Origin of the sequence: Aquimarina aquimarini, from assembly GCF_900299535.1 — a bacterium.
Taxonomy (GTDB): domain Bacteria; phylum Bacteroidota; class Bacteroidia; order Flavobacteriales; family Flavobacteriaceae; genus Aquimarina; species Aquimarina aquimarini.
Genome location: NZ_OMKE01000015.1, coordinates 74,264 through 97,934, shown reverse-complemented (window position 1 = coordinate 97,934; position 23,671 = coordinate 74,264). Strand labels below are relative to the sequence as shown.

Annotated in this window: 16 protein-coding genes; 3 read left to right on the top strand and 13 right to left on the bottom strand. The window is 32.2% G+C overall.

All coding sequences use genetic code 11. The features are described from left to right. Positions 1-34: 34 nt before the first annotated feature. The 9 genes from DG508_RS09080 to DG508_RS09040 form a co-directional block, all read right to left on the bottom strand. Complete coding sequence (locus tag DG508_RS09080; RefSeq protein ID WP_108867842.1) at positions 35-853, bottom strand: enoyl-CoA hydratase-related protein; 819 nt, start codon at positions 851-853, stop codon at positions 35-37. Positions 854-1,661: 808 nt separating this feature from the next. Further along, positions 1,662-3,053 carry an AMP-binding protein gene (locus DG508_RS09075; protein ID WP_108867841.1) on the bottom strand — a complete coding sequence of 464 codons (1,392 nt, stop codon included), beginning with the start codon at positions 3,051-3,053 and terminating at the stop codon, positions 1,662-1,664. Positions 3,054-3,085: 32 nt separating this feature from the next. Continuing rightward, positions 3,086-3,328: an acyl carrier protein gene (locus DG508_RS09070; RefSeq protein WP_108867840.1), complete on the bottom strand. Its 243-nt coding sequence runs from the start codon at positions 3,326-3,328 to the stop codon at positions 3,086-3,088. 31 nt (positions 3,329-3,359) lie between these two features. Continuing rightward, positions 3,360-4,766 (bottom strand): MATE family efflux transporter, encoded by a 1,407-nt coding sequence (locus DG508_RS09065; protein ID WP_108867839.1) that lies wholly within the window; start codon positions 4,764-4,766, stop codon positions 3,360-3,362. Beyond that, positions 4,766-6,607, bottom strand: a complete 1,842-nt coding sequence (locus tag DG508_RS09060) for an IucA/IucC family protein (RefSeq protein ID WP_108867838.1) — start codon at positions 6,605-6,607, stop codon at positions 4,766-4,768. The genes DG508_RS09065 and DG508_RS09060 overlap by 1 nt, the downstream gene beginning before the upstream one ends. 122 nt (positions 6,608-6,729) lie before the next feature. Continuing rightward, positions 6,730-8,061 (bottom strand): lysine N(6)-hydroxylase/L-ornithine N(5)-oxygenase family protein, encoded by a 1,332-nt coding sequence (locus tag DG508_RS09055; protein ID WP_108867837.1) that lies wholly within the window; start codon positions 8,059-8,061, stop codon positions 6,730-6,732. Between the two features lie 20 nt (positions 8,062-8,081). Further along, on the bottom strand, positions 8,082-10,541 hold the full coding sequence (locus tag DG508_RS09050; RefSeq protein ID WP_108867836.1) for a GNAT family N-acetyltransferase: 2,460 nt from the start codon (positions 10,539-10,541) through the stop codon (positions 8,082-8,084). After that, complete coding sequence (locus DG508_RS09045; protein ID WP_108867835.1) at positions 10,513-12,045, bottom strand: pyridoxal phosphate-dependent decarboxylase family protein; 1,533 nt, start codon at positions 12,043-12,045, stop codon at positions 10,513-10,515. Before DG508_RS09045 ends, DG508_RS09050 begins: the two co-directional genes overlap by 29 nt. 34 nt (positions 12,046-12,079) lie before the next feature. Further along, positions 12,080-12,715: a nitroreductase family protein gene (locus DG508_RS09040; RefSeq protein ID WP_108867834.1), complete on the bottom strand. Its 636-nt coding sequence runs from the start codon at positions 12,713-12,715 to the stop codon at positions 12,080-12,082. A 762-nt stretch (positions 12,716-13,477) separates the two neighbouring features. On the opposite strand from DG508_RS09040, the gene DG508_RS09035 reads away from it, so the two are divergent. The 3 genes from DG508_RS09035 to DG508_RS09025 all read left to right on the top strand — a co-directional run bounded on the left by DG508_RS09035 (position 13,478) and on the right by DG508_RS09025 (position 17,221). Continuing rightward, a complete protein-coding gene (locus tag DG508_RS09035; RefSeq protein ID WP_234418204.1) occupies positions 13,478-15,886 on the top strand; it encodes a TonB-dependent receptor in 2,409 nt (802 codons plus the stop codon). A gap of 287 nt (positions 15,887-16,173) precedes the next feature. After that, a complete protein-coding gene (locus tag DG508_RS09030) occupies positions 16,174-16,602 on the top strand; it encodes a Fur family transcriptional regulator (protein ID WP_108867833.1) in 429 nt (142 codons plus the stop codon). A gap of 10 nt (positions 16,603-16,612) precedes the next feature. Then, positions 16,613-17,221 (top strand): class I SAM-dependent methyltransferase, encoded by a 609-nt coding sequence (locus DG508_RS09025; protein ID WP_108867832.1) that lies wholly within the window; start codon positions 16,613-16,615, stop codon positions 17,219-17,221. A 17-nt stretch (positions 17,222-17,238) separates the two neighbouring features. Here DG508_RS09025 and DG508_RS09020 read toward each other — a convergent pair whose 3' ends face one another. Genes DG508_RS09020 through DG508_RS09005 form a run of 4 tightly spaced genes read right to left on the bottom strand, consistent with a single transcriptional unit; the run spans position 17,239 to position 23,670 of the window. Next, on the bottom strand, positions 17,239-18,603 hold the full coding sequence (locus DG508_RS09020) for an MATE family efflux transporter (protein WP_108867831.1): 1,365 nt from the start codon (positions 18,601-18,603) through the stop codon (positions 17,239-17,241). A gap of 3 nt (positions 18,604-18,606) precedes the next feature. After that, positions 18,607-20,811, bottom strand: a complete 2,205-nt coding sequence (locus tag DG508_RS09015) for a DUF5916 domain-containing protein (protein ID WP_108867851.1) — start codon at positions 20,809-20,811, stop codon at positions 18,607-18,609. After that, entirely contained in the window at positions 20,808-22,241 is a 1,434-nt protein-coding gene (locus tag DG508_RS09010; protein WP_108867830.1) for a DUF3526 domain-containing protein, read from the bottom strand. The genes DG508_RS09015 and DG508_RS09010 overlap by 4 nt, the downstream gene beginning before the upstream one ends. Further along, positions 22,234-23,670, bottom strand: a complete 1,437-nt coding sequence (locus tag DG508_RS09005; RefSeq protein ID WP_108867829.1) for an ABC transporter permease — start codon at positions 23,668-23,670, stop codon at positions 22,234-22,236. Before DG508_RS09005 ends, DG508_RS09010 begins: the two co-directional genes overlap by 8 nt. Between the last annotated feature and the right edge of the window lies 1 nt (position 23,671).

The window sequence follows — 23,671 nt, the reverse complement described above, 5'->3', positions numbered from 1 at the left end:
ATTTTTCTAAATATTGCTATATATCAATCTGCAATTAAATTTCTACTTTCTCTTTTCTCAAAACTTCCATTCCATAAAGATCAGAAGAGTCTAAATTCATACATGCTTCTATCCATAAATCGGTAACGTTGAGCAATTCTTTTTTAGTTAAAGAGAAAACACTTTTTTTGCATTGGATATGATAATACTCAAAATTAAATCGTTCTTTAATTGTTTCTACGTAAGAAAATAACATTTGTATCGAATTATTTTTTTCTACGATCTTATTAAGACAACCTAAATCATATAAATCTTTGGTTTTATAGGCTCTTCTATCTGTCAAAATAACATCTGCATCTCTAGTGTTTAATTTTCTATATAACAGACTATAGGCCCCCATACCTGGGAACATATTAAAAAGTTTATTTTCTTGCAAACTAAACTCGACTTGCTCTTCTGCTACTATAAGATCATGTGCCAAAGCACATTCAAAAGCACCTCCAAAAATATCTTCTTCTACAAAAGCAACTGTAAGTGCTTTTAACCCAAAAGAGTTATATATTTGATACATTGCTTCTACAGAAAGATAACCATATAGGGTAAGTGCAGATTTATCTTTGGATATAATAGAATTTGTGAGAAAAGAAAAGTCATTTCTCATACTATAAAGATCATTATCTCCTAAAGTTGAAACAATAAATTTTACTGGTCTATCTGGATGTGAAAAATAATCTTTTACCCAAGAAGTAAATTCTTTGAATTCTTCTAGCCTTTTTAAACAAAAATCAGGAATTCTTCCTTTATCATTAATTTTCCAGAATAAGAGCTCCTGTTCTCTAAAATATTCCATAGTAATACAATCAAAATTCTTCATATTATATTCTTATAAGTATTCTATTATCTTACCCTTCTTTCTAAGGCATAACAGACCTATGGGTTTTGCAATAAAATATTGGTTTAATAAAAGTATGTTTATAGTTTTCAAAATCAATACTTACAAATAGTATTGATCATTCTTGGTTATTTTTAAGATGAGAGATTTCTTAAAAACAATATAATATCTAAAAAAAACCAAGGAAATACCGCAAAATGAGCATTCCATTTTGCACGCCAGATCAGGTTAAGCATATAAATCCACGCAACTTACTCCTAATTGAAGCCCATGTATCTCCTTGGTTACTACAGCTACTATATTTTATAATCGCAGAAGTAATGTTTGTTTTTACACAAATCTATTAGTGACTTCTACGAGTAATAAAGGCTATCTTCCTGAATTGTAAAGTAGTATCGGTTAAGTATTACAATCAAATCAAAGAACTCCTTGTTATTTTATTTCTTAATCATTATTTAGACTAAATAAATATAAAACAAATCTATTAAATTATTATTAGAATCAATCAAAAAACAAATAGAAATGTTATAGAAATTTTATTCTTCTTGATTTAACTCATTTTATGCATTAGAGCTTTATCGTCAAAGGTTCAAGATATGATAAAAAGAGGCTGTATTTTGAAGCTATTTTGAACTGTAATAAGGTTTTCTAATAGACAAAATAATAGATACTAAAAGCCTCTGATATCTTTCTCTAACAATAAAAAAACTCTTTGAAACCTGTTTCCAATTTATGTTATGGCAACTACAATCAAAGAGTCTTTTTATGAATTTTTATATGGATAATATTGTCAAACCTTCATTTCTGAAAGCTTTGCAAGTTCTTTTATTTCTCGATAATTTATTTTTCCATTTGGTGTTAACGGAACATTTTCTATATATCTAATTTTTACTGCACTTGCATGAATATTGAGTTTGTGCCTTAACACTTTTTTTATATCATTATCTGTAAATCTCTCGTCAAGGTGCATAATAGATAAATATTTATCTTCAATTCCTACACAAATAAAGGTTTCTCCTCCAAGGTTATTTTTCAGGATTAATTCTATTTCATCTAGATTAATCCTTGTTCCAAATAACTTCATGAAACGCTTCATTCTTCCTATAATATAATAGTACCCATTCTCATCTTTTCTAGCAATATCCCCTGTATATAATTTGTTGGTTCTGTCATATACCTTGAGATCTTCTAATTCTCGTGCATATCCTCCAAAAACATTTTCTCCATAATAAATCAACTCTCTAGTTTTTTTATCTATTTCGAACTCTCCTCCTTTAATAGGTTTACCAATACAAGGTGCTTTTTCTGATAAATCATCTGGATGCAAATAAGCCATACGTCCCGCTGCTTCTGTTTGTCCATATTGAGCATAAAAAGGAATTTCTTGTTTTTCTGAGTACTCAACGATTGCATCAATCAAAGCTCTACTAAGCCCTCCTCCTCCTTGTGTTATATATCGTAAGGATTCGTATGTTTTTCTAAAAAAACCTATTCTATGTAACATCTCATACACATAAGGCACACCATTAATAGTAGAAAATTTATAGGTTTTAAAATCTTCCCAAAATGCTTTTTGCAAAATATCCTTATCTGTACAGATAATTGTTCCTCCCTTGATACAATTTGTTGTAAAAATAGATAAACCATATACAAATATAATGGGCACATTAAGAGGTACAACATCATCGTTTTTTATGGGCATAAATTCCATAATAGACATTGCATTTTTAACCAAATTCTCATCTGATAATTTGACAAATTTTGGTGTTCCCGTTGTACCAGATGTACTTAATAATAGTTTAACATCTTTATGAATAGTATATACTGGCTTAGCTTTTTTCCTAAACAAACCAATCGTTTCTGATACCGAATCCATCTCATACCCATCAATTTCTTTTCTTGAAGGATCATATATATAGTATGGTTCATAAATCTCTTCTAGATTTTCTTTGAATTGAAGGTTCAATTGAACACTTAATAAAGAAATGGTAAATTGGCTATGTAAAAAGTTTAAAAATACTTCTATTGACTCAATTTTGTTGTTACTATATATAAGTGATAATCCATGAAAATCATCTATTGCTATTGATTCATGAAACTCTGCAACATTAGCCGTTTTTCCAGAATCAGGATCTACAAACTTTAATTTTTTATTTTGCTGTATTAGATCATATAGTCTCATTATTTTATGTTTTATAGTTATAGTATATACTTTTAAATAATTTCTATCCCATATTTTTTTAACATATCTCTTACCTTAATAACACTTCCCATCTCTAAGACATCTTCCATCTCTATAGAGACTTTATAAGCAGTTTCTATTTCTTCTACCAATACCAGGTGACTCATAGAATCCCACTCTGCAATACCTTGATATTCGAGCTGATCGGTTATTGTTTCTGCAGGTATTTCAAATGCTTTTGCGAATACCTGCTGTAATTGTTCTTTCGTATTCATTTCTTTTATTTTTTAATTAATTTAATATCAGTTATACTTTTTTATTCTTCCATTTTCCTTTTCGAAAAATCAAAATAAAAGCTGTAGCCAGAATAATTTCTGAAATCAATATGGCTGTAAAAACACCATTCGGCCCTAAACTAAAAGTGACTCCCAATGTATGAGAAAGAGGAATCTGTATTACATAAAACATAAGAATGTAAAGTAGCGTAACCACCATTACTTGCCCTGCAGAGTTCAAAGCTCTAGAAATAACCATAGTATACCCTAATAACACATATGCCATTGAAATAAAATTTATGTATGTAATACTATGATTAACGATTTCTGGGACATTAGAAAATATTTCTACAACGGGTCTTGCTAAGAAAAACCAACAAATGGCTATTATTATCAAGAACCCCATGTTTATAATTCCTGCTCTCCATACTGATTTTTCTGCACGATCTGGTTGATTAGCTCCTAGATTCTGTCCAGTAAGTATCCCTGCTGCATTTGCAATTCCCCAAGCAGGCATCGTAGCTATAGAGGCTACTCGTTGAGCCAAAATATAACCTTCTAATGCATTCTCTCCAAAATATGAGATAATCTTTATCATAAACACCCAACTAGAGGCAGGTATAATGAACTGTAAGGTACCCCCCATAGCCAGATTCAGTACCTTCTTAAAAATACCAAAATGGAAAATTAACTGCTCTCTACCTATCTTCATCACGGTTTTACCCTTTACTAAATGCCATGCTTGGTAACATACTCCTATCATTCTAGAAACTCCTGTAGCTATTGCTACTCCAAGTAGGCCATAAGCAGGTACTATGCCCCATCCAAAAATTAGTATGGGACATAATATTATATTAAGTCCATTAGACAACCATTGTGTTCTCATCGCGGTAGATGCATCACCTGCCCCTCTAAAAACTCCGTTGACTGTAATACGTAGAATAAGAAACCCACTACAGGCAAACATTACTCTAGAATAAGAAGTTCCTTCCTCTATCATAGCAGGAGAAAGCCCTATAAGATGCAATATATCAGTAGTCCAAACAAAACACAAGACACTTATAAGTAATGCTAGTGGTACTGCAAGGTAAATCACTTGCATTGCAGTAAGCCCAGCCCCTTCAAAATTCTTTTCTCCAATCCTTCTAGAAATTACTGCCGAAGCCGCAATACTTAATCCTATAGAAACAGAATAACATAACGTTATAACAGAAGTAGTTGCCCCTGCAATAGAAATCGCATTCATTCCTGCTTTACTTATAAAAAACAGATTCGCACAAACGAATAAAGATTCCATAAATAATTCTGCAACCATTGGTGCAGATAATAAAACTATAGTTCTATTAATATTACCACTTACAAAATTACTTTCTTTACCTAATAGAGCATCCCACAAAAGACTAAAGAAAGAACGTGTTTTATATAAAACGGTCCTCATTAATTGTCATTTAGTGCTACTGCTTCAGATGCTGCTATCAAATCATACATAGGATTAGGTACTTTACCGCTTTTTTTCATGTGTGGAAACCCTGATGTTTCTTCATATCCATTATACAATCGTCGACTATTAAAAATAAGGCGTTTGAATTGTGGTATATGTATATCAAATTTTTCAAACTTCTTCTTCATTTCAGGGTGTTCCTCTTGATATTCCATAATAATTTGATGCACACATTTCCAAAAGGAATCTTCTGGATAGTTTGCAGTTGTTTGTAATACATCACTCAAATATCTAAAAAAGGCATCGAAAACTGCAATAAGAATAACCAAAGGAGCATTTTCGGGATTAGGAGATGTTACAAACATGTTTTCTGAAAAAGCTTTTGGGAGCTTCTTTTTAGCTTCTTCATTGATCAATATATCTCCTACAAAATCTTGTAATGCTATTCGGGTAGGAACATAATCTTTCATAATAAGTATAACATTTTGTCCATGCGGATCTACTCCTATGGAGTGCTTGTAATAAATCTGCATCACAGGCTTTAGATAGGCTGTAAAATAGGATCGTAACCATTCTTCTATAGATAGCTTTGATTTTTCTATAAGTTCCTGAACAAGGCTCCTTCCACTATCATCTATGTATAACAATGAAGCCATTGTCATTAATTTTTCACCCTCTTTTAAAGAGTTTATAGGGCTTTCCCTCCACATTGCTCCTAAATATTCTTTATATTGATATGGAGTATCCTCGATTTTATCATATTTGGGATGTACATAACTAATAGAGGCAATTTCTCCTAATAAAACCAATCCCATTTCTTGCAAATCTAAATCACTCTCTAACATCTCTTTAAGCCAAGCGGTTAAGCCTGGAGCAATTGATAACTGTTTAGGCGACAACCCCCTTATGTGACTAGTATTTAAAATAGAGACTGCTGTTTTTACATAGTTTTTACCTGGATGGCTATGATTAAGCAATGTTCGAATGCTTTGTTGAGGGCTGTACAAATCATCACCTTCTCCTAACGGAATCAGATATTTTGCAGCAATATCGGGAGCAAACTGTATCGCTATTTTATTCTGCCATTGCCATGAATGTAAAGGAGCAAAAACATAATCGTTTGGATCTACATTAGCATCTGTTAGTACTTTTTTGAATGATGTTATTTTTTCTTTTCCTAATTCTTTTTCATAAAACTCTTGCTGATTCGTATTTTTCATTAACTGTAAAGAAGCACGACTTTTATGAGCAGCAACCCAAATTAAACGGATTTTTTGATCAGTTTCTGGTGCAAATCTTGCATAATCTTCTGAATCAAATCCAATACGCCCCTTATTTACAATTACCCATGGATGACCATCCATAACATTATGTTCTATAGTCTGAAAATCTGAATCTGCTAATACTTTTGCTGATAAGCGCCCTTTATGATGAATATAAGCATCAGCATACAATGTATGTATCAACTCTTCTACATAATGAGCTAGCGTAAAGGAATTTATACCGAAAGTATGTTGAACTTCTATAAAGAAATTAGGAACATCTATCGTTGTTAGTACCTGTTGGTTCTCATGCTTTTGTATACTCTTTTTCTCTATATGCCAATGATTAAGGTATCTTGGATAGGCTGAAAATGTATAATAAATATGTTCTTTGTCTGTCTCTAATCTAAATTCAGTAAGGCCATCTTCTTTTTTACTAAGGATTTGTGGTTTCGCCACATCTTCTCGCATAAGTTCTGCTAAGCTTTTGGCTAGTAAATTTCGATTTACTTTATCCCAAATATCTGCATCCAAATGTTTGGTTTCTTTAAATATATCTTTAGTGGTTGTTACCATTGTACTATCTTTTTTTTATTATTATCTACCTATTTATGCCATTTGAATTTAGGCAATAAAAAACTCGACATATTTCATGCTGTTTTATATAAAATCCAAATGACACTTCTAGATACAGGCTGTTAAATCGCTAATGCTTCTTCAGGAAGTTTAGCCTCTTTTTTACTAGCTACACCAAACTCTTGGAAAGCAATTCTATCTTCTATCTTATATACCTCTCTACCTGCAATTTGATTGATAATGTATGAATTGCGATATGCTCCCATTCCTAAATCTGGAGTTACCAACCCATGCGTATGTAACTCTGCATTCTGAACAAAAATCTCATCTCCTTTTTTATCAATAGCATAATTGCGCTGTACATTAAACAAACCATTATCTATACGATCTATTTTATCCTCAATTCCTTTCAAGAAATCAGGTTCTTTATAGCTATAGCCTGTGGCTAGTATAACAAAATCACTTTGATTGTGATATGGTTGCTGAAGTTCTGTTTGATTGAAATGTAAATTATGAGCCCCATTGCTATCAATAGCCACTTTATTCAATTCTAAATTAGAACGTAATTCTACATTTAATGAAGTATTTTCTACACTCATTTCATAAAGAGTATCAAAAATTTTATTGATCAAATCTTTATTAATCCCTTTATAAAGTCCGCTTTGACTTTTTAGCAACTGTTTACGTTTTTCATATGGTAATCCATGAAAATAATCTACATATTCTGGTGAGGTAAGCTCTAGTGTCAGTTTAGAATTATTATCTAGCGGAAAAAAGTGCGAAGATCTAGTAAACCAGTTTAATTGTAAACCGTTTCGTGTTTCTGGTAATATATCATCAAATATTTCTGCCGCACTCTGCCCAGACCCTATAATGCTTACTGATTTATTTTTCAGAATATCTGATTTACGATATAAGTACTCAGAAGTATGAATAACTTTTGGCAAAGTGTTTTTATCAATAAATTTTGGGATATGCGGGGTTGTTCCTGTTCCTAAAACCAATTTCTCTGCATAGTAAACTGATACCTCAGAGGTTTTCGTATTCATTACTCCAACTTCATACACATTATTATCATATTTTATAGAAACTACCTTATGTGAGAACTTACAACTTGATAATTGAGATAATGCCCATTTACAATATGCATTATACTCTTTACGAAAGAGGAAAAAATTCTCTCGGATGTAGAATGGATAAATCCTTCCACTTTCTTTCATGAAATTTAAGAAACTGTATTTACTTGTAGGGTCTGCCATAGTTACCAAATCAGCCATAAATGGAACTTGAAGTGTAGCATCATCAAACATTAATCCAGGATGCCAATCAAAACCATCTGCTTGATCAAAAAAAATGGCTGAGATATCATCTACTGGGGCTAATAATGCTGCTAAACCTATATTAAAAGGACCTATTCCAACCCCTATAATAGAATATCTATTAGTGTTACTCATGTTATATTCTTTTTTTGTGTTTATAATAAATTTTCGGTTGGTCTTTCTGCGACAGGGCTTATTTTGATCCCCTTATTTTGTGGAAACTTGGCCCAATACCACTCTCTATAGCAAAAATTAAGGTTTGCTTTCTTATGAGGCATTTCTATAACTTTTTCTATTTTGAATCCTACATGTGCTTTATTCATCATTGAAGCTAACGAGTTTACTGCTCCTTCTCCAATCATCTTACCAACTTCTGGTTGTGCAAAAACATAATCTATCATGCATTGGGTAAAAAGAGAGACAAATTTTTTCTTTGGATCTGTAGGTGCTATAAATTGATGCGTCCCGTAATCAGTAGGTAATACGTCATAATAATCACCTACTATATCTCTAATAGGCCAATATACCTCAAAATTGCATGTTGGTACCCCATCTACTTCTCCTATATAACTATAAATCACATTACTTGCGATCAAGTTTCTATAATAAGCTTCCAACTCACGAATCGGCCAATCCATTTGCCATATTTTCTTAGCATGATCTCGATGAAACCATTCGTGTAACATTTCTAAATCCTCTTCAAGATTTATAGGACGAATACTTATTGTCACATCTTCTTTAGAGAAATAACGACTATAAACCACTTCTTTGGATTCTGGAGATAATAAGGTTTTTGAATAGAAATAAGTATTCAATGGGTTATAATACGAGCGATATATTGCTGGATTTTCTCTAGATGCAGTAGCTTCATCCATCTTATTAAGGTTTGTTAGAAGGTTTCCTTTGATACCTAGCCTTTGACTCGTAAGAAAATGATTGACATACCCTGTTGTATCAAGGTTTTCGATAGCCTTAAAGCTGTCATAAGTAATGCGTATCAAATCTAACTCATCCGCCAATCCATTCTTACCTAATGCATTTATTACTCCAAAAAGGTTATTAGAGATCACATAATAATCCCAGTACCTACGCATTCTAGATTGTGGAATAAATGGTTTTCCTTGTTTACCAAAATCAGGAAGTATTTTTAAAAGTTCTTCTTTTTTTTCTTCTCTAATGAAAAAGGCTTGATTATCTCTAAAATAAATAGCTGAAGGAAAGAAATCTTCTCCTAATTCTAATAATACATTTTGTTGGTGATATTCACTCCCAAATCCATATTTATTAAAAATCCCTATCAATGGCCTTATCCCAACATCAAAGTATTTTTTGAACCAGTTTTTTGCAGTTTCTTCTAGGGAGGTTCCTTGTATTACAGAGGCTTTTTCTATAATAGTTTTTATACGAGAAGGATTTCCTAATATTCCGTTCTGGCATATTGCTGCCAATAAAGATACATTTTTCTTAGCCTTTGTATGTTTAAAATCATTTTTACGAATACTTGTATTAAAGCCATCTATAAACCTTCCTTTATGGGAAACTGTTATATACCCTGGGTCAGTAATAAAATTCATTTCAGGAAAATCCTTTTTTATTCCCTCCCCCCACGCTGTTTTAAGAAGGCAACTACCTTCATACCCCCTATACAATTCTTGAGCATAGTTTACACGATAAGAATTTGTGATTTTAACATGCAAAGAAAACTTATACATCCAATCACTATCTTCATTATACACTGTTCTTACAGAAGATGTTGCTGTATAATCTGGTCCTAATTCTCCAATAGTAATTAACAACCCCATATCTTTCATTTCTCTTACCTCGGGTTGGTTTAATAGATATGTAGCTTCCCAAGGGTGAGATGGAACTAGTTTCCATTCAGGGTTTTCTCTTATCACTTTTTTTGCATAATCATTATCTCCTGCAAGTATTTCTTCTCTCAAAAATTGAGATGGCAATTCACCTTCAGCATTTTTTTCATCTACATTATCGGGATGAATTAAGAAATAATAGAGTTGAAACCGCCCTTTGGTTTCTGGTGAATATTTTAACAAATCTTCATCAGAAAAGCCTTCACGAGTTTTTGTTAATGGGTGTACACTATGTCCTAAAATCAAAGACTGTTCTGCATCTATAAAAGATAGATAAGGACTATTAATCATTAATCCTGATTCTTGAAAAGAAGTAAGAAATGTATCTAAGTTCTCTATACTATTCGTCATTAACTGCTGTGTAAATGTTTTATCTATTGCAGGAAATTCAGATTTTGCATACCAAGAAGTTAATTCTAAAAAACGAGAATACGCTATTTTTTTGATGACATCTTTTTCCAAATTTCTTTCAACTACAGGAAAAGAGAAAGAATGTATTCCTGTCTCAGAAAAATACTTGAGAGGAACATAAACTTCATATCCAATCTCAGAAAAATCAATTTTCAAATAGAGCAAATGCTCTATCGATCCTATATATTCTTTGAGAGTATCATCATATTTTGGAACTCCATAATACTTACTCCAATTAGTAAATTCTCTACAATAGCTATTTAATAAAGCTGTAAAATTGACTTCTTCTGCTTCTGTATATATCTTAGACGGTTTGTAAATACTCTTGTCCATGGTTTCTTATATTTTTAAGTATATTTTTTATGTGATTCAGTGTAGTGAGCGGGTTAAGCATAGTGAATTTTAAATAAAATTCACTATCAACTTTGGTTCCTGCTACCAAAATTTCTCCTTTAAAAAACATGGTCTTCTTGATATGATTATTCATTGCACTAGCACTATATTCTTTTTCACTTTTGGGTATATAGCGAAATACTAATGCTCCTAAATCAGAATGGTTTAATAACTCAAAATCACTCTGAGCATCTAATAGCATTGCGGTTTCTTTTGCTGTCTCAATAATAACTTCTGTATATTGCCCAAGTTTTTCTCTACCCATTAATCGTAGCGTACACCAAAGTTTGAGAGCATCAAAACGACGAGTAGTCTGAGTTGCTGATTTATTCACCTGCGCTGGTAACTCATCATAATCCTGATCATTAGGATTAAGATAATCTGCATGATGCTTGATAATATTAAGGTGATATTTGTTTTTAACAATGAGCGCACTACTACTTACTGGCTGAAAAAAAGATTTATGATAATCTACTGTCACAGAATCTGCCGATTCAATTCCACTTAATAAAAACCTATACTTATCAGTAAGTAATAACCCACAACCATATGCTGCATCAATATGATACCATATATCATGAGCCTTGGCAATCTTTCCTATTGCATATAGAGGATCTAGATTTCCAAAATCAGTGGTTCCCGCAGTTGCTATAATTGCAATTGGGATATTCCCTTGTTCTCTTTCTTTTATAATAGCTTCTTCTAGGCTTTCAGGAATTATTCTAAAACGCTCATCTGTTTTTATTTTTACAACAGCTTGCTCTCCCAACCCCATAAGAGAAGAATTTTTTTGATTGCTAAAATGTGATTTTTCAGAAACAAAAATTCTAAACTTACTGGCTTCTGGTGGGTTTCCATCTAGTTTTATATTGTGTTTTAAATTCTCTAGAGAATAATAATCTCTAGCCAATAAAAGTCCCATAAGGTTACTATTAGAGCCCCCTGAATTAAAAACTCCATCACAATTAGCATCAAATCCTATCTGTTCCCCAGTCCAATCAATTAGTTTTCGTTCCATAAAAGTTCCTCCTGCACTTTGATCATAGGTGTCTTGAGATGGATTGATTGCACTAATCAAAACTTCTGCTGCCAATGCAGGGATAACTACTGGGCAATTTAAATGGGCTATATAATTGGGAAGGTGAAATGTGGTCGCATGATTTACATACAACGATTCTACCTCTTGAAAAAGGCTTTCATAATTTTCTAATGGGGTATCAAAATCAATGGTATTAATGACAGATAATAAATCTGCAGGTTTTACACCACTAAAAGGGGTTTTATTGTTTTGTAAGAAACCAGAGATACAGTCTCTAGCCATATCAATTACTTTTCTATACTCTTCTTCAGAGTTTTCATGAAAAATATCTTTATAGAAATTTTTGTCAAATAGCTCTTGTACAGGAGCTACTTTTGGTGCTTCCACCAAAATTTGGTCATTCATGTTACTATAGGTTTTAAGTTAATTTGTGTATACGCTACTCCATATAGGAAACTTTTTCATCTATGGAGCTTCTTTTCTTTTTTGAATGATGATTGGTATGGTCATAACATCCTAAAAAAACAAGTCCTAAAGATTGTTCGTTTTCTTTCAACCCAAATTTTTTCACAAAATCTATTGCGCTATCTGGGGTACTCCAATACGAACCTATGTTATATGCGGTACAAGTAAGAGCCATATTCTGAACAGCAGAAGAAACAGCAGCTACTTCTTCCCACTCTGGGAGATTAGCTTTGGGGTGTTTATCTAAAATAACACCTATCATACATGCTGCTTTTAATGGATACTCTCTAAGAAAATCACATTTTGCTATAAAATCATCATGAGACAACTTATCCTTGTAATATTCCTTGTAATATTCAGACACGTATTGTCCATACTCTTCCAGATACTTTCCTTTAAAAACAATAAATCTCCATGGTTCAGTCATCTTATGAGTAGGAGCCCATGTCGCATTCACCAAAATTTCTTGTAAAATTTTATCAGGAATATCTTCTCCCGTAAATTCATTGGCATATATGCTTCTTCTATTTCTAATGATATTGGTTACTATCATTTCTGACTTCGTATTGTACAACAACTCATCTTTAGACGATTTGCGAATAGTATTCATCTTGTTTTTTTTGAATTGTTATTAATTATTTAATAAATGATTCAAATTAAATAATACTTATTTAGATCAAATAAGAATAACAAAACTACAAATTATAAAACGAATTAATGAATGAATTATTAGAGAATTTTTAAATAAAAAGTAAAGTCTTAAAAAAACTTATACTATAAATTTTGAAATCATTTTGAAGTCAAATTCAATCAATAAAAAAAGAAATGGAAAATTCTCAAACGTTGTTACTTTGGTACCTCTTGTTATAATAGAGTTTTATAGAAAAGAGTAAAATAAAAGTTTCTTTTTTGTTTAATTAATTTCTCAAAAAACATCTTTTCTTCTTTATATGGAGCCTTAAATTATACTCAAAGGAATTATAAAATCATACATGAAAAAGATAAACAATCCTTAAAACTTATATAAAAAAGTATTTCAAGAAGTTAATTGATGTATTTAAAAAAATATAAATACGTTTTTATCTTCAATAAATCATATCATACCCCTTTTGGAGTCATTATATCTATAAAACAAAGAAAATTCAACTCATAAAAAAAATAAAAATAAATCCTCGTAAACAAAAGTTTCTTATAAAAAATTTACTATAAAAGTCTCGTTATTTTACTTTCAGATAAAAAGTAAATCTTAATTACAATTTCATCTCATAAAATAATATAGGTGAACTGACAATCAATCAAAAAAAAGATTGCATTTTTAAATTAAGAGTGTATTTTTGTTGTTTTTATTTAGATTTATTAAAAATAATAGTTTATGATTACAGTCAAGAAATTTTACCCATATATTATTATGCTATGTTGTATAGCAAATAGCTTTGCACAAACGGGAAGTATTGAAGGAACAATTACTGACCCCTACGGCACTCCTCTAGAATATGTGAATGTTATATTAAGTAATACTCAAAAAGGTACTACAACAGATGCAAATGGAAATTACAGCTTTGCTGCCGTTGAAGATGGTGAATATACATTAACAGCTTCTTATATGTCTTATATGACATCGAAAAAGAATGTTATGATTACTTCTGGAGGAAATATAAAAGTTGATTTTGTTTTAGAAGAAATTAACTCTCAATTAGATGAAGTTATCGTATCCTCTGTCGGCAGAACTCCAGAAAAACTATCTGAAATTCCTGCATCTATTACAGTGGTTAGTTCAGAACAAATAAAAACCTTATCTACAAATACCACGCATATTAATGATGTTTTAGAATTTGCAGTACCAGGATTAGCTCCTAGTTCTGGAACCTACTCTAATTGGGGGCAAACCCTGCGTGGTCGCCAATTATTAGTTTTGGTAGATGGTATCCCGCAATCTACTCCCTTAAGAAATTCATTGGTTGACTTAAAAAGTGTACAACCTTATGATATTGATCGAATTGAAGTCATCAAAGGGTCTGCTGCTATTTATGGTAATGGTGGTGATGGTGGTATTGTAAATTACATTACAAAGAAAACTAATAAAGATGCTCTAATTACGGGAACCTCAAACGCATGGACAACTAGTAACTTATCCAAAACTGATGATGCCTTTGGATGGGGGCTTCAACAATCACTTACTGGTAATTTAGATAAATTTTCATATTACGTTTCAGGAAGTTTTGAAAAAACGGGGAATAAATATGATGCAAATAGAGATCCATTATCTCCAACATACGGTTTAGATAATTCTAAAATCTTTAGTGTATTAGGAAAAATAGGCTATCAAATTAATGATAAGCAGACTATTAATGCTATGATAAATCACTATAATTCAAGACAAGATAGTCCTTTTGTACCTACAAGAGGAGAGTTAGAGGTTTTTAATGCATCAGGAGATCGTAGAATTACCCCTGTGATAGGAGTACTACCTACTGACGAAAACCCAAAATTAGGGGATGATACTGGAGTTACAACCACCAATGCACAAATAAAGTATACCTTAAACGAAATATTTAATGGTACTACAAAACTTGATGCCGATCTATATTATCAAAAAGGAAAAAACATCTTCTTTTATTCTGAATATTTTGAAAACGGAGGGCAAACTGTGGTAAACACAGATAAGTTTGGTTTTCGACCAATTTTACACACTGATTTACATCTGGATATCCCTGTTAAAATGTCTTTTACATATGGTCTTGATTTACTAAAAGACAAAACCAACCAAGGATTACTTGACGGTCGTATATGGACTCCAGATTTAGATTTATTAAGTATTGCCCCATTTGTTCAAGCAAAATTCAAATACAAAGAAGATTGGGTACTTAAAACAGGAATACGTCATGATGATATGAGAATAGTTATTGATGATTTTTCAACTTTACCATATTCTCCTAGAAGAGATGGTAATTTCAGAGAATCTGCTGATGTAAGCGGAGGCGATCTTAGTTTTAGAAATACCTCTATAAACGCTGGTATACGATATATTAAAAATAATGAATTTATTCCTTATTTTAGTTTTTCTCAAGGGTTTTCATTGCCTGATATAGGAAGAGTAATTAGAGGAGCAACAGCTAATAGTGTTGATGACATTAACCCTAGTCCTATTATCACTAATAATTACGAATTTGGTTTCTTATCAAAATTCAAACATGTAAGATTTGAAGCTGTTGGATACTATAGCACTTCTAATCTTGGTCTTGGTTTAGTTTTTAATGATGATAGCAATAGATTTGAACAATCAGAAAACCCGCAAAATATTTATGGAGCAGAGGTATCTGCTGATTTTACATTCTTACATGATAACTTACAATTCGGAGCTTCTTATTCTTATGTAGAAGGGTTAAAACATAGTCCTGACGATTCTACCAATTTAACCTATATAGGTGGCGATGTTATTTCTCCTCCAAAAATAACGGCATATATCAATGTAAGACCTTTCAGTAAATTATCTACCTCTATCCGTGTTTTACATGTAGGAAGCAGAAAGAGATTCAACCCAACAGAAACAGACGGTACTTTTTCTTTCAGATATAGAGAAGTTCCTGTACATGATTACGCGTTAGTTAATTTCTCGAGCACCTATGAAGCAACCGAAAAAATATCTATATCTCTAGGAATAAACAACTTATTCAACAAAGACTTTTTACCTGCCAGATCACAATGGGCATCCCCATTGAGAGGGCAAATCCCAGCTGGAGAAGGAATTAATGGCCGATTGGCTATAAGTTATAAATTCTAATAAGTGTACCCCCAACACCTTATAATATTTAACAAAAACGAATGGGTTTCCATTCGTTTTTGTCTTTATAAAGAAATCATTAAGACTAACCACTTCTCCTAATTACTTATTAACGTACAGCGTTTTACAAAAAACACCTCATACAGTTCTTACTATATATAAATATTCTTCATAAAATTATGAGTATCTTTGAAAAAGGGAATTAAACAGAATAAAACAGAGGTTCTTATCATAAATAATGAGGTACTATTTCTCTATTATTGAACCTTATTGAATATTTATCATTCATGAATACACAAAAAAAGATAGAAGGATTATTAAAGTCTCATGCATTAAAAAAGACTTCTGCACGAATTGAAATGCTTAAAATTTTCATGAACCATTCTTATGCATTATCTGCCAAAGAAATAATTTCTCATATGAAAATAACTCATGATAGAGTAACGATATACAGAACTCTGAATTCTTTTGAGAAACATGGTATTTTACATAAAGCTTCTGAAGATAGTAATGGAATACGATATGCGTTATGTAGTCATGAATGCCCAGAAGAAGTACATACCGATGAGCATGTACACCTTATCTGTGAAAAATGCTCAAACACCTATTGTCTAGAGGATATAAAAATCCCAAAGATTAAGGTTTTAGAAAAATTTCTTGCTCAAAAAATAAACTATACTATTAATGGTATTTGTAATGGATGTCTATCTAGTTAAAATATAACCAATGAATAACTCTTGGAACACTCACTATCACCATTTTGATCAAAAAAAATATCCTCCTGCTGCTACGCTGGTCAAAACTCTTGAGTTTCTAAAAAAAACACCTCTCGACATAAAAAACAAGCTAGCTATTGATCTGGGGTGTGGAAATGGTATAGATACTTTTGCTATGCTACAAGAACAGTGGAATGTACTTGCTATCGATAAACAAAATGATGCTCTATTAAGAATTAAAGACAATATTCCTGTTGAGCACAAAGACCAACTTCAACTCGATTTACGTGCTTTTGAAAATATTGACACTCTTCCTGATGCGTATCTTATAAATGCTACTTTCAGTTTACCTTTTTGTCATCCAGATCATTTTGAAAAATTATGGCATGTAATTACTTCTGCCATACCTAAAAATGGTTTTTTTAGTGGTCATTTATTTGGCCATAATGATTCTTGGAACTCTAATCCTGAAATGACTTTTCATACTGTCGAAAAAATAAATGAATTGTTCAAAGAGTATCATCTTCACTTTAATAAAGAAATAGAAAAACAAGGAACAACAATTTCTGGTAAAACAAAACATTGGCATGTGTTTCACATCGTTGCTCAAAAAAAATAAGCATCAAAAAAATACTTCTATTTCCCAAGAGCTACCTCTGTAGAAATTCCTTCTGAGAACTTTCTTAATTCATTTCTAGATACAATCCATACTAGTAATGCATACAGTACATTTTCTAGTATTAAAGCATAATATATTCCATCTACATTATACAATCTAGGTAAAAACAATATCAAGGGTAAAAACAATACAACCTGTCTTCCTATTGGTAATAAACTTGCCAATTTACCTTTACCTGTTGCTTGAAAAAGAATGATGCCACTAGATGCAATAGGTAATAAAAGTAATACTGCTAGAATACTTCTTAAATTAATAATATCAGCACTACTTAAAACAATATCTGGCAAAAGTAATTGAATGCAATATTCTGGAAAAAACAGTACTGGAATCATTAACACTGCTACAAATAAAATACTTCCTATCCTAAACACCTTTACAGCCTCTATACACCTTTTTATATTAGAGGCTCCGTAATTAATCCCGATAATTGGCTGCATCGGTTGTAATAATCCTAAAACGGGTATTGCTAAAAATGAAAACAACCTAAAAGCTGCACTAAAAAAAGTAATATCATGAGGTGTTCCATACCATGTCAATGTTCTAAACAAAAAAAACTGCTTGACCACATTAGATAATTGCATAACAAAAGCAGAGGTTCCTATATTCATCACATCTTTTATAATGTCTTTTTCTATACCTATTTTAAATCTGCCAGTATTAAACGAGGCTTTTCCTTTTATAAAATAAAGTGACGTTGCTATTGCATATATCAACATTGACACAATACTACTCCAAGCAGCTCCTTCTATACTCATTGAAAACGTATGAATAAACAACGGTGTCAACATAATATTCAATATTACAGACATCACTGTAAATGTCATCGCTTGTTTAATCTTTCCTTCTGATCTTATAAGTCCATTTGCAGAAAGACCATAAATATTAAAAAACGCACCTAGTATATATACTTTAAAATAAGAAATACCATGTTCAAACATCGCATCTGTACCTCCCATTACTGCAACCAACTCTTCAGAAAAAAATACACCACCTCCTATGATAATAATAGAGCTTATCATAGAGAGCGCAATCAAATTAGGAAGTACTTTTTGTTGTGTCTCTTTATCATCAGCCCCAATAGCTCTACTTAAAACCGAAGATGACCCTGCCGCTATAAAAACGGTTACACTGGTTATTACCAATGTAAGAGGAAATAATAATGAAACCCCAGCAAAAGCATCTGCCCCAATAAAATAACTCACATATATAGAATCTACCAATGAATTAATAGAAATGACCATCATTCCTAATATTCCAGGTAAAGAAAGTTTCCACATCAGTTTCCAGAGGTTATCTTTGAGTATGTCAGGTCGTTTATTCACATCTTAAAATTGTTTCAGAAAAGTAATTTTACTTATAAATTGTTGGTTTCTTTGTACTGGATCAAATGAGTCTATTTGAGTATCATTAAATACCAAATAAATAAAAGATAATGGCATATACTCCCAACTAAGCCTTGCGTTCCACCCTCCTCGTTTATCAAACGAATTGTATTGATAAAAAGAAGATACTTGCATTCTGGGTGAGAGTGCCAATCTAAGACTAGCAGAATATAGATCTGTTTTTAAATCTTCTCTTTGTACTCCAATATTTTTGAGTGAATTATGCTCATAATCTGCCGTTAGAGCAACGTGTGGTAAAGGAGCATATCGCATACCAGCAGTAACAGTCTTTCTATTTCCATTATAAAAATCCCCCCATTCATATTTGACTGAGGCCGATAATTTTCTGGATCGATCAGAATTGTACCTAATAAATTGCCTTGTATAGAAATAACGTTTTTTTTCGATAGACAATCCCAGTGGTTCAAAATCAAAATTTATATTTTGCCAAGAGGGAGTTACAGAATATTCTACAAAACTGTTGTCTTTAAAAAATATATAGACTGGAAAAAGATACAGGCTCGCCTGCTGAAATTCTTCTGGATTCTGAAAATCATGTTGATATCTGGCAAAAAAACCAGGATCCCATCGTCTAATCCAAGGAAGTTTCTTGGGTCTAAGGATAAAATACCCTCCAGGATTATGTCTAATAACATCATTTTGAAAAACAAAACCAGTTTTGGAGTCATAGTCTTTACTTACAAAATCTGTAGACCACCCCCACTTCATCCTATTACTACTATATTCTGAAAAAATACTTCCTGCCTGCCCCCATTTGCTAGTTTGCTCGTCATATGTTGCCGAGGCTAGATACGATATTGTCCATTTATCTTTTAATCTGATCAATCCGTCTATTGTAGTGGTTGTATTATTATTTTGGTCAACAGCCAACACATTGTTTTTCTCATCCAGACGATGATTAATCATTATTCCTATATTATTTTCTTTGCCATAATTCTGTGAATACCGAAATACTCCAAAATTAGCTCCTGGGGAATTATCAGTCTCTCTTTGATGAATATATAGCCCTGCAAGTGTACGCTTATCACTTCTATCAGTAAACCGTGTTCCTACATCAATTGGAGCAGGAACTGCATTAAATCTTCCTTCTAGCCCTATTTTTCTACTGAAAAACGGACGCACTAATTCGCTGGATGCCCCAGCCCATATTCCCGAGTTTTCCAAAAAAAACTGCCTTCGCTCTGGGAAAAAAATATTAAATCGTTCTAGATTATTAACTGCCCTATCCACATCTGCTTGTGCGAAATCTGTATTCACTGTTACATCCAACACAGATTGCGGACTTATCGCCCATTTCAAATCCCCTCCGAACTTTATATTACTTTCTGAGTTTTCTTCTCCTTCTATATCTGTGGTTGTATATTTATATAAGGAATATGGTTCTATCCTAAGGTTAACTCCAGAATCAGGAAGTTCTAATCCTTTTATCTGAGCGGCATATGTCATTCTATATTGAGAAAAGGATTGTGGAATTGCAGGAAAAACAGTACGCTCATAATCTCTTCTTGCCAATCGACTAAATGTAATTCCCCAAGCAACATCTTCTCCTTTTTTTTGATTATCATATCTAAGAGAAGCAAAAGGTATCCCAAATTCTGCAAAATAACCTTTATCTGTTCTATGGGTACGCACAGACCACAAGGCGTTCCAATCATTATCTATTGTGGTATCATTAAAATTTTGTAAATCACGTTGATTACCATAAGGGGTTGTTTGAAAAGAGACACAGTATTGTTTGAGATTCTGAGGGTCTAATTGAATACTAAAAATATCATTCTCTCCTTCACTAAAATCTCTCCTCAAATCTTGAACACGAACTCCTTTTTGCCCTAATGAATCCTCACAAAAAACTCCTACATATAAGTACTTTTCATCAAATAGCACTTTGACTTCTGTTTTATGTTTATAGGTTCCTCCTTGTCTGGGTTCCATTCTAAAAAAATCATCTACTGGTATCGCATTTTGCCAATCAGACTCAGTTAATTTCCCATCAATTTTTATAGTACCCTGTACTCGTTTTGCATGAATCTGAGGAGGAGTATCTGGAGGAGGAAAATTTTGATTCGTTTGTTGAGCAATCATATTATATTGCACGAATACAAGAATACTACAAATCCATTTCTTCATTTTTTTTGTTTTTCTATATTTATAAAACCTACCGCAAAAAAGAATACCATTGTAATACCCACTTTTGTCATACTCCAAAGAATATGAGTTTTCCATTTTACTTCATTTGTTTTCATCTTAAAAGAAGGGAGACTGGAATAATCTTCTAACTGTATTGGCTTATCCCAAAACAATTTCTTAAAATAAAAATCAGAAATAGCGCGATGAAACGACTCTATAGAAGAGTGAAATTGATGATAGGTATTGAGATCTGTTTTGGCAATATGTACAAATATTCCTTGCATATTGACTGCTGGGTTGATCCAATGTAAACCTGCTGCCCATTGGTTTCTTTTATATACCTGACCCACATAATGATCTACATCCTCTTTGCTATGCATATCTTTTAATGAGGTTAATGCGGCATATGCTTTTGCTAGTGTATTATTATGTATTAGTGTATCTGATCCTTTGAGGTGTGGATTATGATCTAAAAATTCATGTATGACTTCTTTTGCTTCGTTCTCATCTTCTTCATTTTCTAAACTTGTCCTACGTGTAATTTCGGCTAGAGATGTACTGTTTAATGGATACTGTGAAGACATTAATACATTAAGTACTGCAGGTATTACAATAAGAAATAAAAGCCATACTCCTGCCGCACTTATTGCAGTAAAAGAAGAATTCATTTTAAAACTAACAATACAAAATAATACTGCAAACCAAAATGCACAATAAATGATAACTCCAACAATCCAAAACAAGGTTGCAAGCCTGTTTTCTGGAGCAAAAATATTTCCAGAAGAAACAAGGCCTATTATCGAAATAAACAATGCTAGTCCTGTAATTAAGCAAAAATAAAATCCTAATCTCACAATTAGAATCTTTCTGATACTTATGGATTGAATGTGTAACAAGGGTAATATTCCTGTTTCTTTTTCTCCTGCGTATAAACTATAGGTAAATGCTATAATTAATAATGGAAAAAGATAAATCAACACAAATGACAGATCAAAATTACCTACATATAACTTTACTGGATTGGCAATTTCGTTTTCAAAAAGTTGGTAATGAAGACTCATTCCTGTAAGTCTATAGTAGTATGGGTGTAAGTCACATTGACCAATGGCTAATGCTGCATAATCATGAGGATGTAGTACTGCATGATATCCATGTCTATGCCAAGCATATGACGGATCTGATGCTATTTGATTTTTTTTTCCTTCTGACCCTAATTCTTCTTTAAAACTAGCTTGATATTGATGAAACTCATGTTCTTCTATATCTTTTACATCTTGTATGGTTTCTCGTTGTACTTCTATTTCTGACTGACCATAATAAATTGCATATAATCCCAACAAAAAAGTACACCCCAACATCAGCAATTGAAAAGTATTTCTAACAAAAGAAATCCATTCATAACGTATTAATAGTAGTATTACCTTATTCATATACAGGTCTGATTTTACGAGATGAATACCCTAAAAGAGAAAAGATCAATACCGCCCAGCAACATAGAGATATTAACTCTGTTTTATATAGTGATACTATCTCATAGGCAGACATTGTAGTATACTCAAATTCCTTGATCGAATTCCATAAATTTTTACCTGCTTTGTATTCATAAAACTCTCCATATCTAGAGTTTTGAGCCATATCATTATTCATTTTTCTTACCAATTCTCTCCTGTATTTCTCTGTTTTTTTCTGAAAATGAATCGAGGTATACAAATCCGTTGCAGTAAGCCCCATTGATAAATTACGTATGGCAAGATATGGTGTGATAAAACTTGATAAACTGGCAATACGGTTTTGATTATCAAATATTTTTTTGAGCCTTGCCCAATGCACATCATATACCTTATTACCATAATCTTCTCCTGCCTGCATACGTACTCCTTCAAAATTCAAAGGAAGTTTATGAATTGAATCTACTGTATACCGTTGTAGGTATTCTTTTTTTAATTGGTTCTGCCTAAAACTTGTTGAAGCTTTACCATCTAACCCATTTTTGATATCCTTTTGAATGGCTTCTCTATAGATTTTCATAGAGGGTAACGGGTACATACTTTCTCCAAAATTAGCTGTTGTTTTTGGAATAATAATCATAAACAAAATCCAACATGTCAATAAGGTAAGTAATGAATTTTTACTTGTAGATGACCGCATAGATATCCACACCGAAAAAGCAACAAAAATAAGGAGGTATACTACATAAATGATAACCAATAATACTACTCTAATTGCTATATCTGGTATGGTTTGAGAATTTGCCAGCATGGTAGATAACACAAATGCTATTACAAAAAACGGAGCCAATATTGATATAAGAATACTTAAATACGCTACTATTTTCCCCCATACAATAGTAGTACAGGATACTCCCTGACTAATTAACAATTTGAGTGTACCACTTTCTCTTTCTTTGGTAAACGCAGGAAATGCTAAAAAAATAAGGAGTAGTGGAACCAAGATTTGCAATACGAGTGCTGCACTAAGTTCTCCAAATCGTATCATACTACTATGGTCCTGTGCAGGACGAAACATAAACTCGTGTTGATAGTGTGCTTCTAGATATACAGAAGTACCAGTAAAGGTATCTAATCCAAAATCAAACAGACTTAAAATGGTTTTGGGTTTAAATATAAAAGTACCATAATGAGCTGCTATATGTGGGTGTTTATCTCCTTGTGTAAGCCATTCTTCTCTTTTTTCTTTTCGTGCATTTTCTATTACTTCTTTTTGCTGATCATATGCTACATATCCAGCATATAATGCAACACTTAGCAATACCATTATCACAATTGCAAGAGCACGAATTACCTTTTGTCGCAGGGCAATTAGTATTTCTTTTTTGGCTATCAAGAAAACTGAATTCATC

Excerpts from the sequence above, each read along its gene's own strand:
- DG508_RS09080 (WP_108867842.1), bottom strand. The coding sequence starts at position 853 with ATGAAGAATTTTGATTGTATTACTATGGAATATTTTAGAGAACAGGAG.
- DG508_RS09075 (WP_108867841.1), bottom strand. The coding sequence starts at position 3,053 with ATGAGACTATATGATCTAATACAGCAAAATAAAAAATTAAAGTTTGTA.
- DG508_RS09070 (WP_108867840.1), bottom strand. The coding sequence starts at position 3,328 with ATGAATACGAAAGAACAATTACAGCAGGTATTCGCAAAAGCATTTGAA.
- DG508_RS09065 (WP_108867839.1), bottom strand. The coding sequence starts at position 4,766 with ATGAGGACCGTTTTATATAAAACACGTTCTTTCTTTAGTCTTTTGTGG.
- DG508_RS09060 (WP_108867838.1), bottom strand. The coding sequence starts at position 6,607 with ATGGTAACAACCACTAAAGATATATTTAAAGAAACCAAACATTTGGAT.
- DG508_RS09055 (WP_108867837.1), bottom strand. The coding sequence starts at position 8,061 with ATGAGTAACACTAATAGATATTCTATTATAGGGGTTGGAATAGGTCCT.
- DG508_RS09050 (WP_108867836.1), bottom strand. The coding sequence starts at position 10,541 with ATGGACAAGAGTATTTACAAACCGTCTAAGATATATACAGAAGCAGAA.
- DG508_RS09045 (WP_108867835.1), bottom strand. The coding sequence starts at position 12,045 with ATGAATGACCAAATTTTGGTGGAAGCACCAAAAGTAGCTCCTGTACAA.
- DG508_RS09040 (WP_108867834.1), bottom strand. The coding sequence starts at position 12,715 with ATGAATACTATTCGCAAATCGTCTAAAGATGAGTTGTTGTACAATACG.
- DG508_RS09035 (WP_234418204.1), top strand. The coding sequence starts at position 13,478 with ATGATTACAGTCAAGAAATTTTACCCATATATTATTATGCTATGTTGT.
- DG508_RS09030 (WP_108867833.1), top strand. The coding sequence starts at position 16,174 with ATGAATACACAAAAAAAGATAGAAGGATTATTAAAGTCTCATGCATTA.
- DG508_RS09025 (WP_108867832.1), top strand. The coding sequence starts at position 16,613 with ATGAATAACTCTTGGAACACTCACTATCACCATTTTGATCAAAAAAAA.
- DG508_RS09015 (WP_108867851.1), bottom strand. The coding sequence starts at position 20,811 with ATGAAGAAATGGATTTGTAGTATTCTTGTATTCGTGCAATATAATATG.
- DG508_RS09010 (WP_108867830.1), bottom strand. The coding sequence starts at position 22,241 with ATGAATAAGGTAATACTACTATTAATACGTTATGAATGGATTTCTTTT.
- DG508_RS09005 (WP_108867829.1), bottom strand. The coding sequence starts at position 23,670 with ATGAATTCAGTTTTCTTGATAGCCAAAAAAGAAATACTAATTGCCCTG.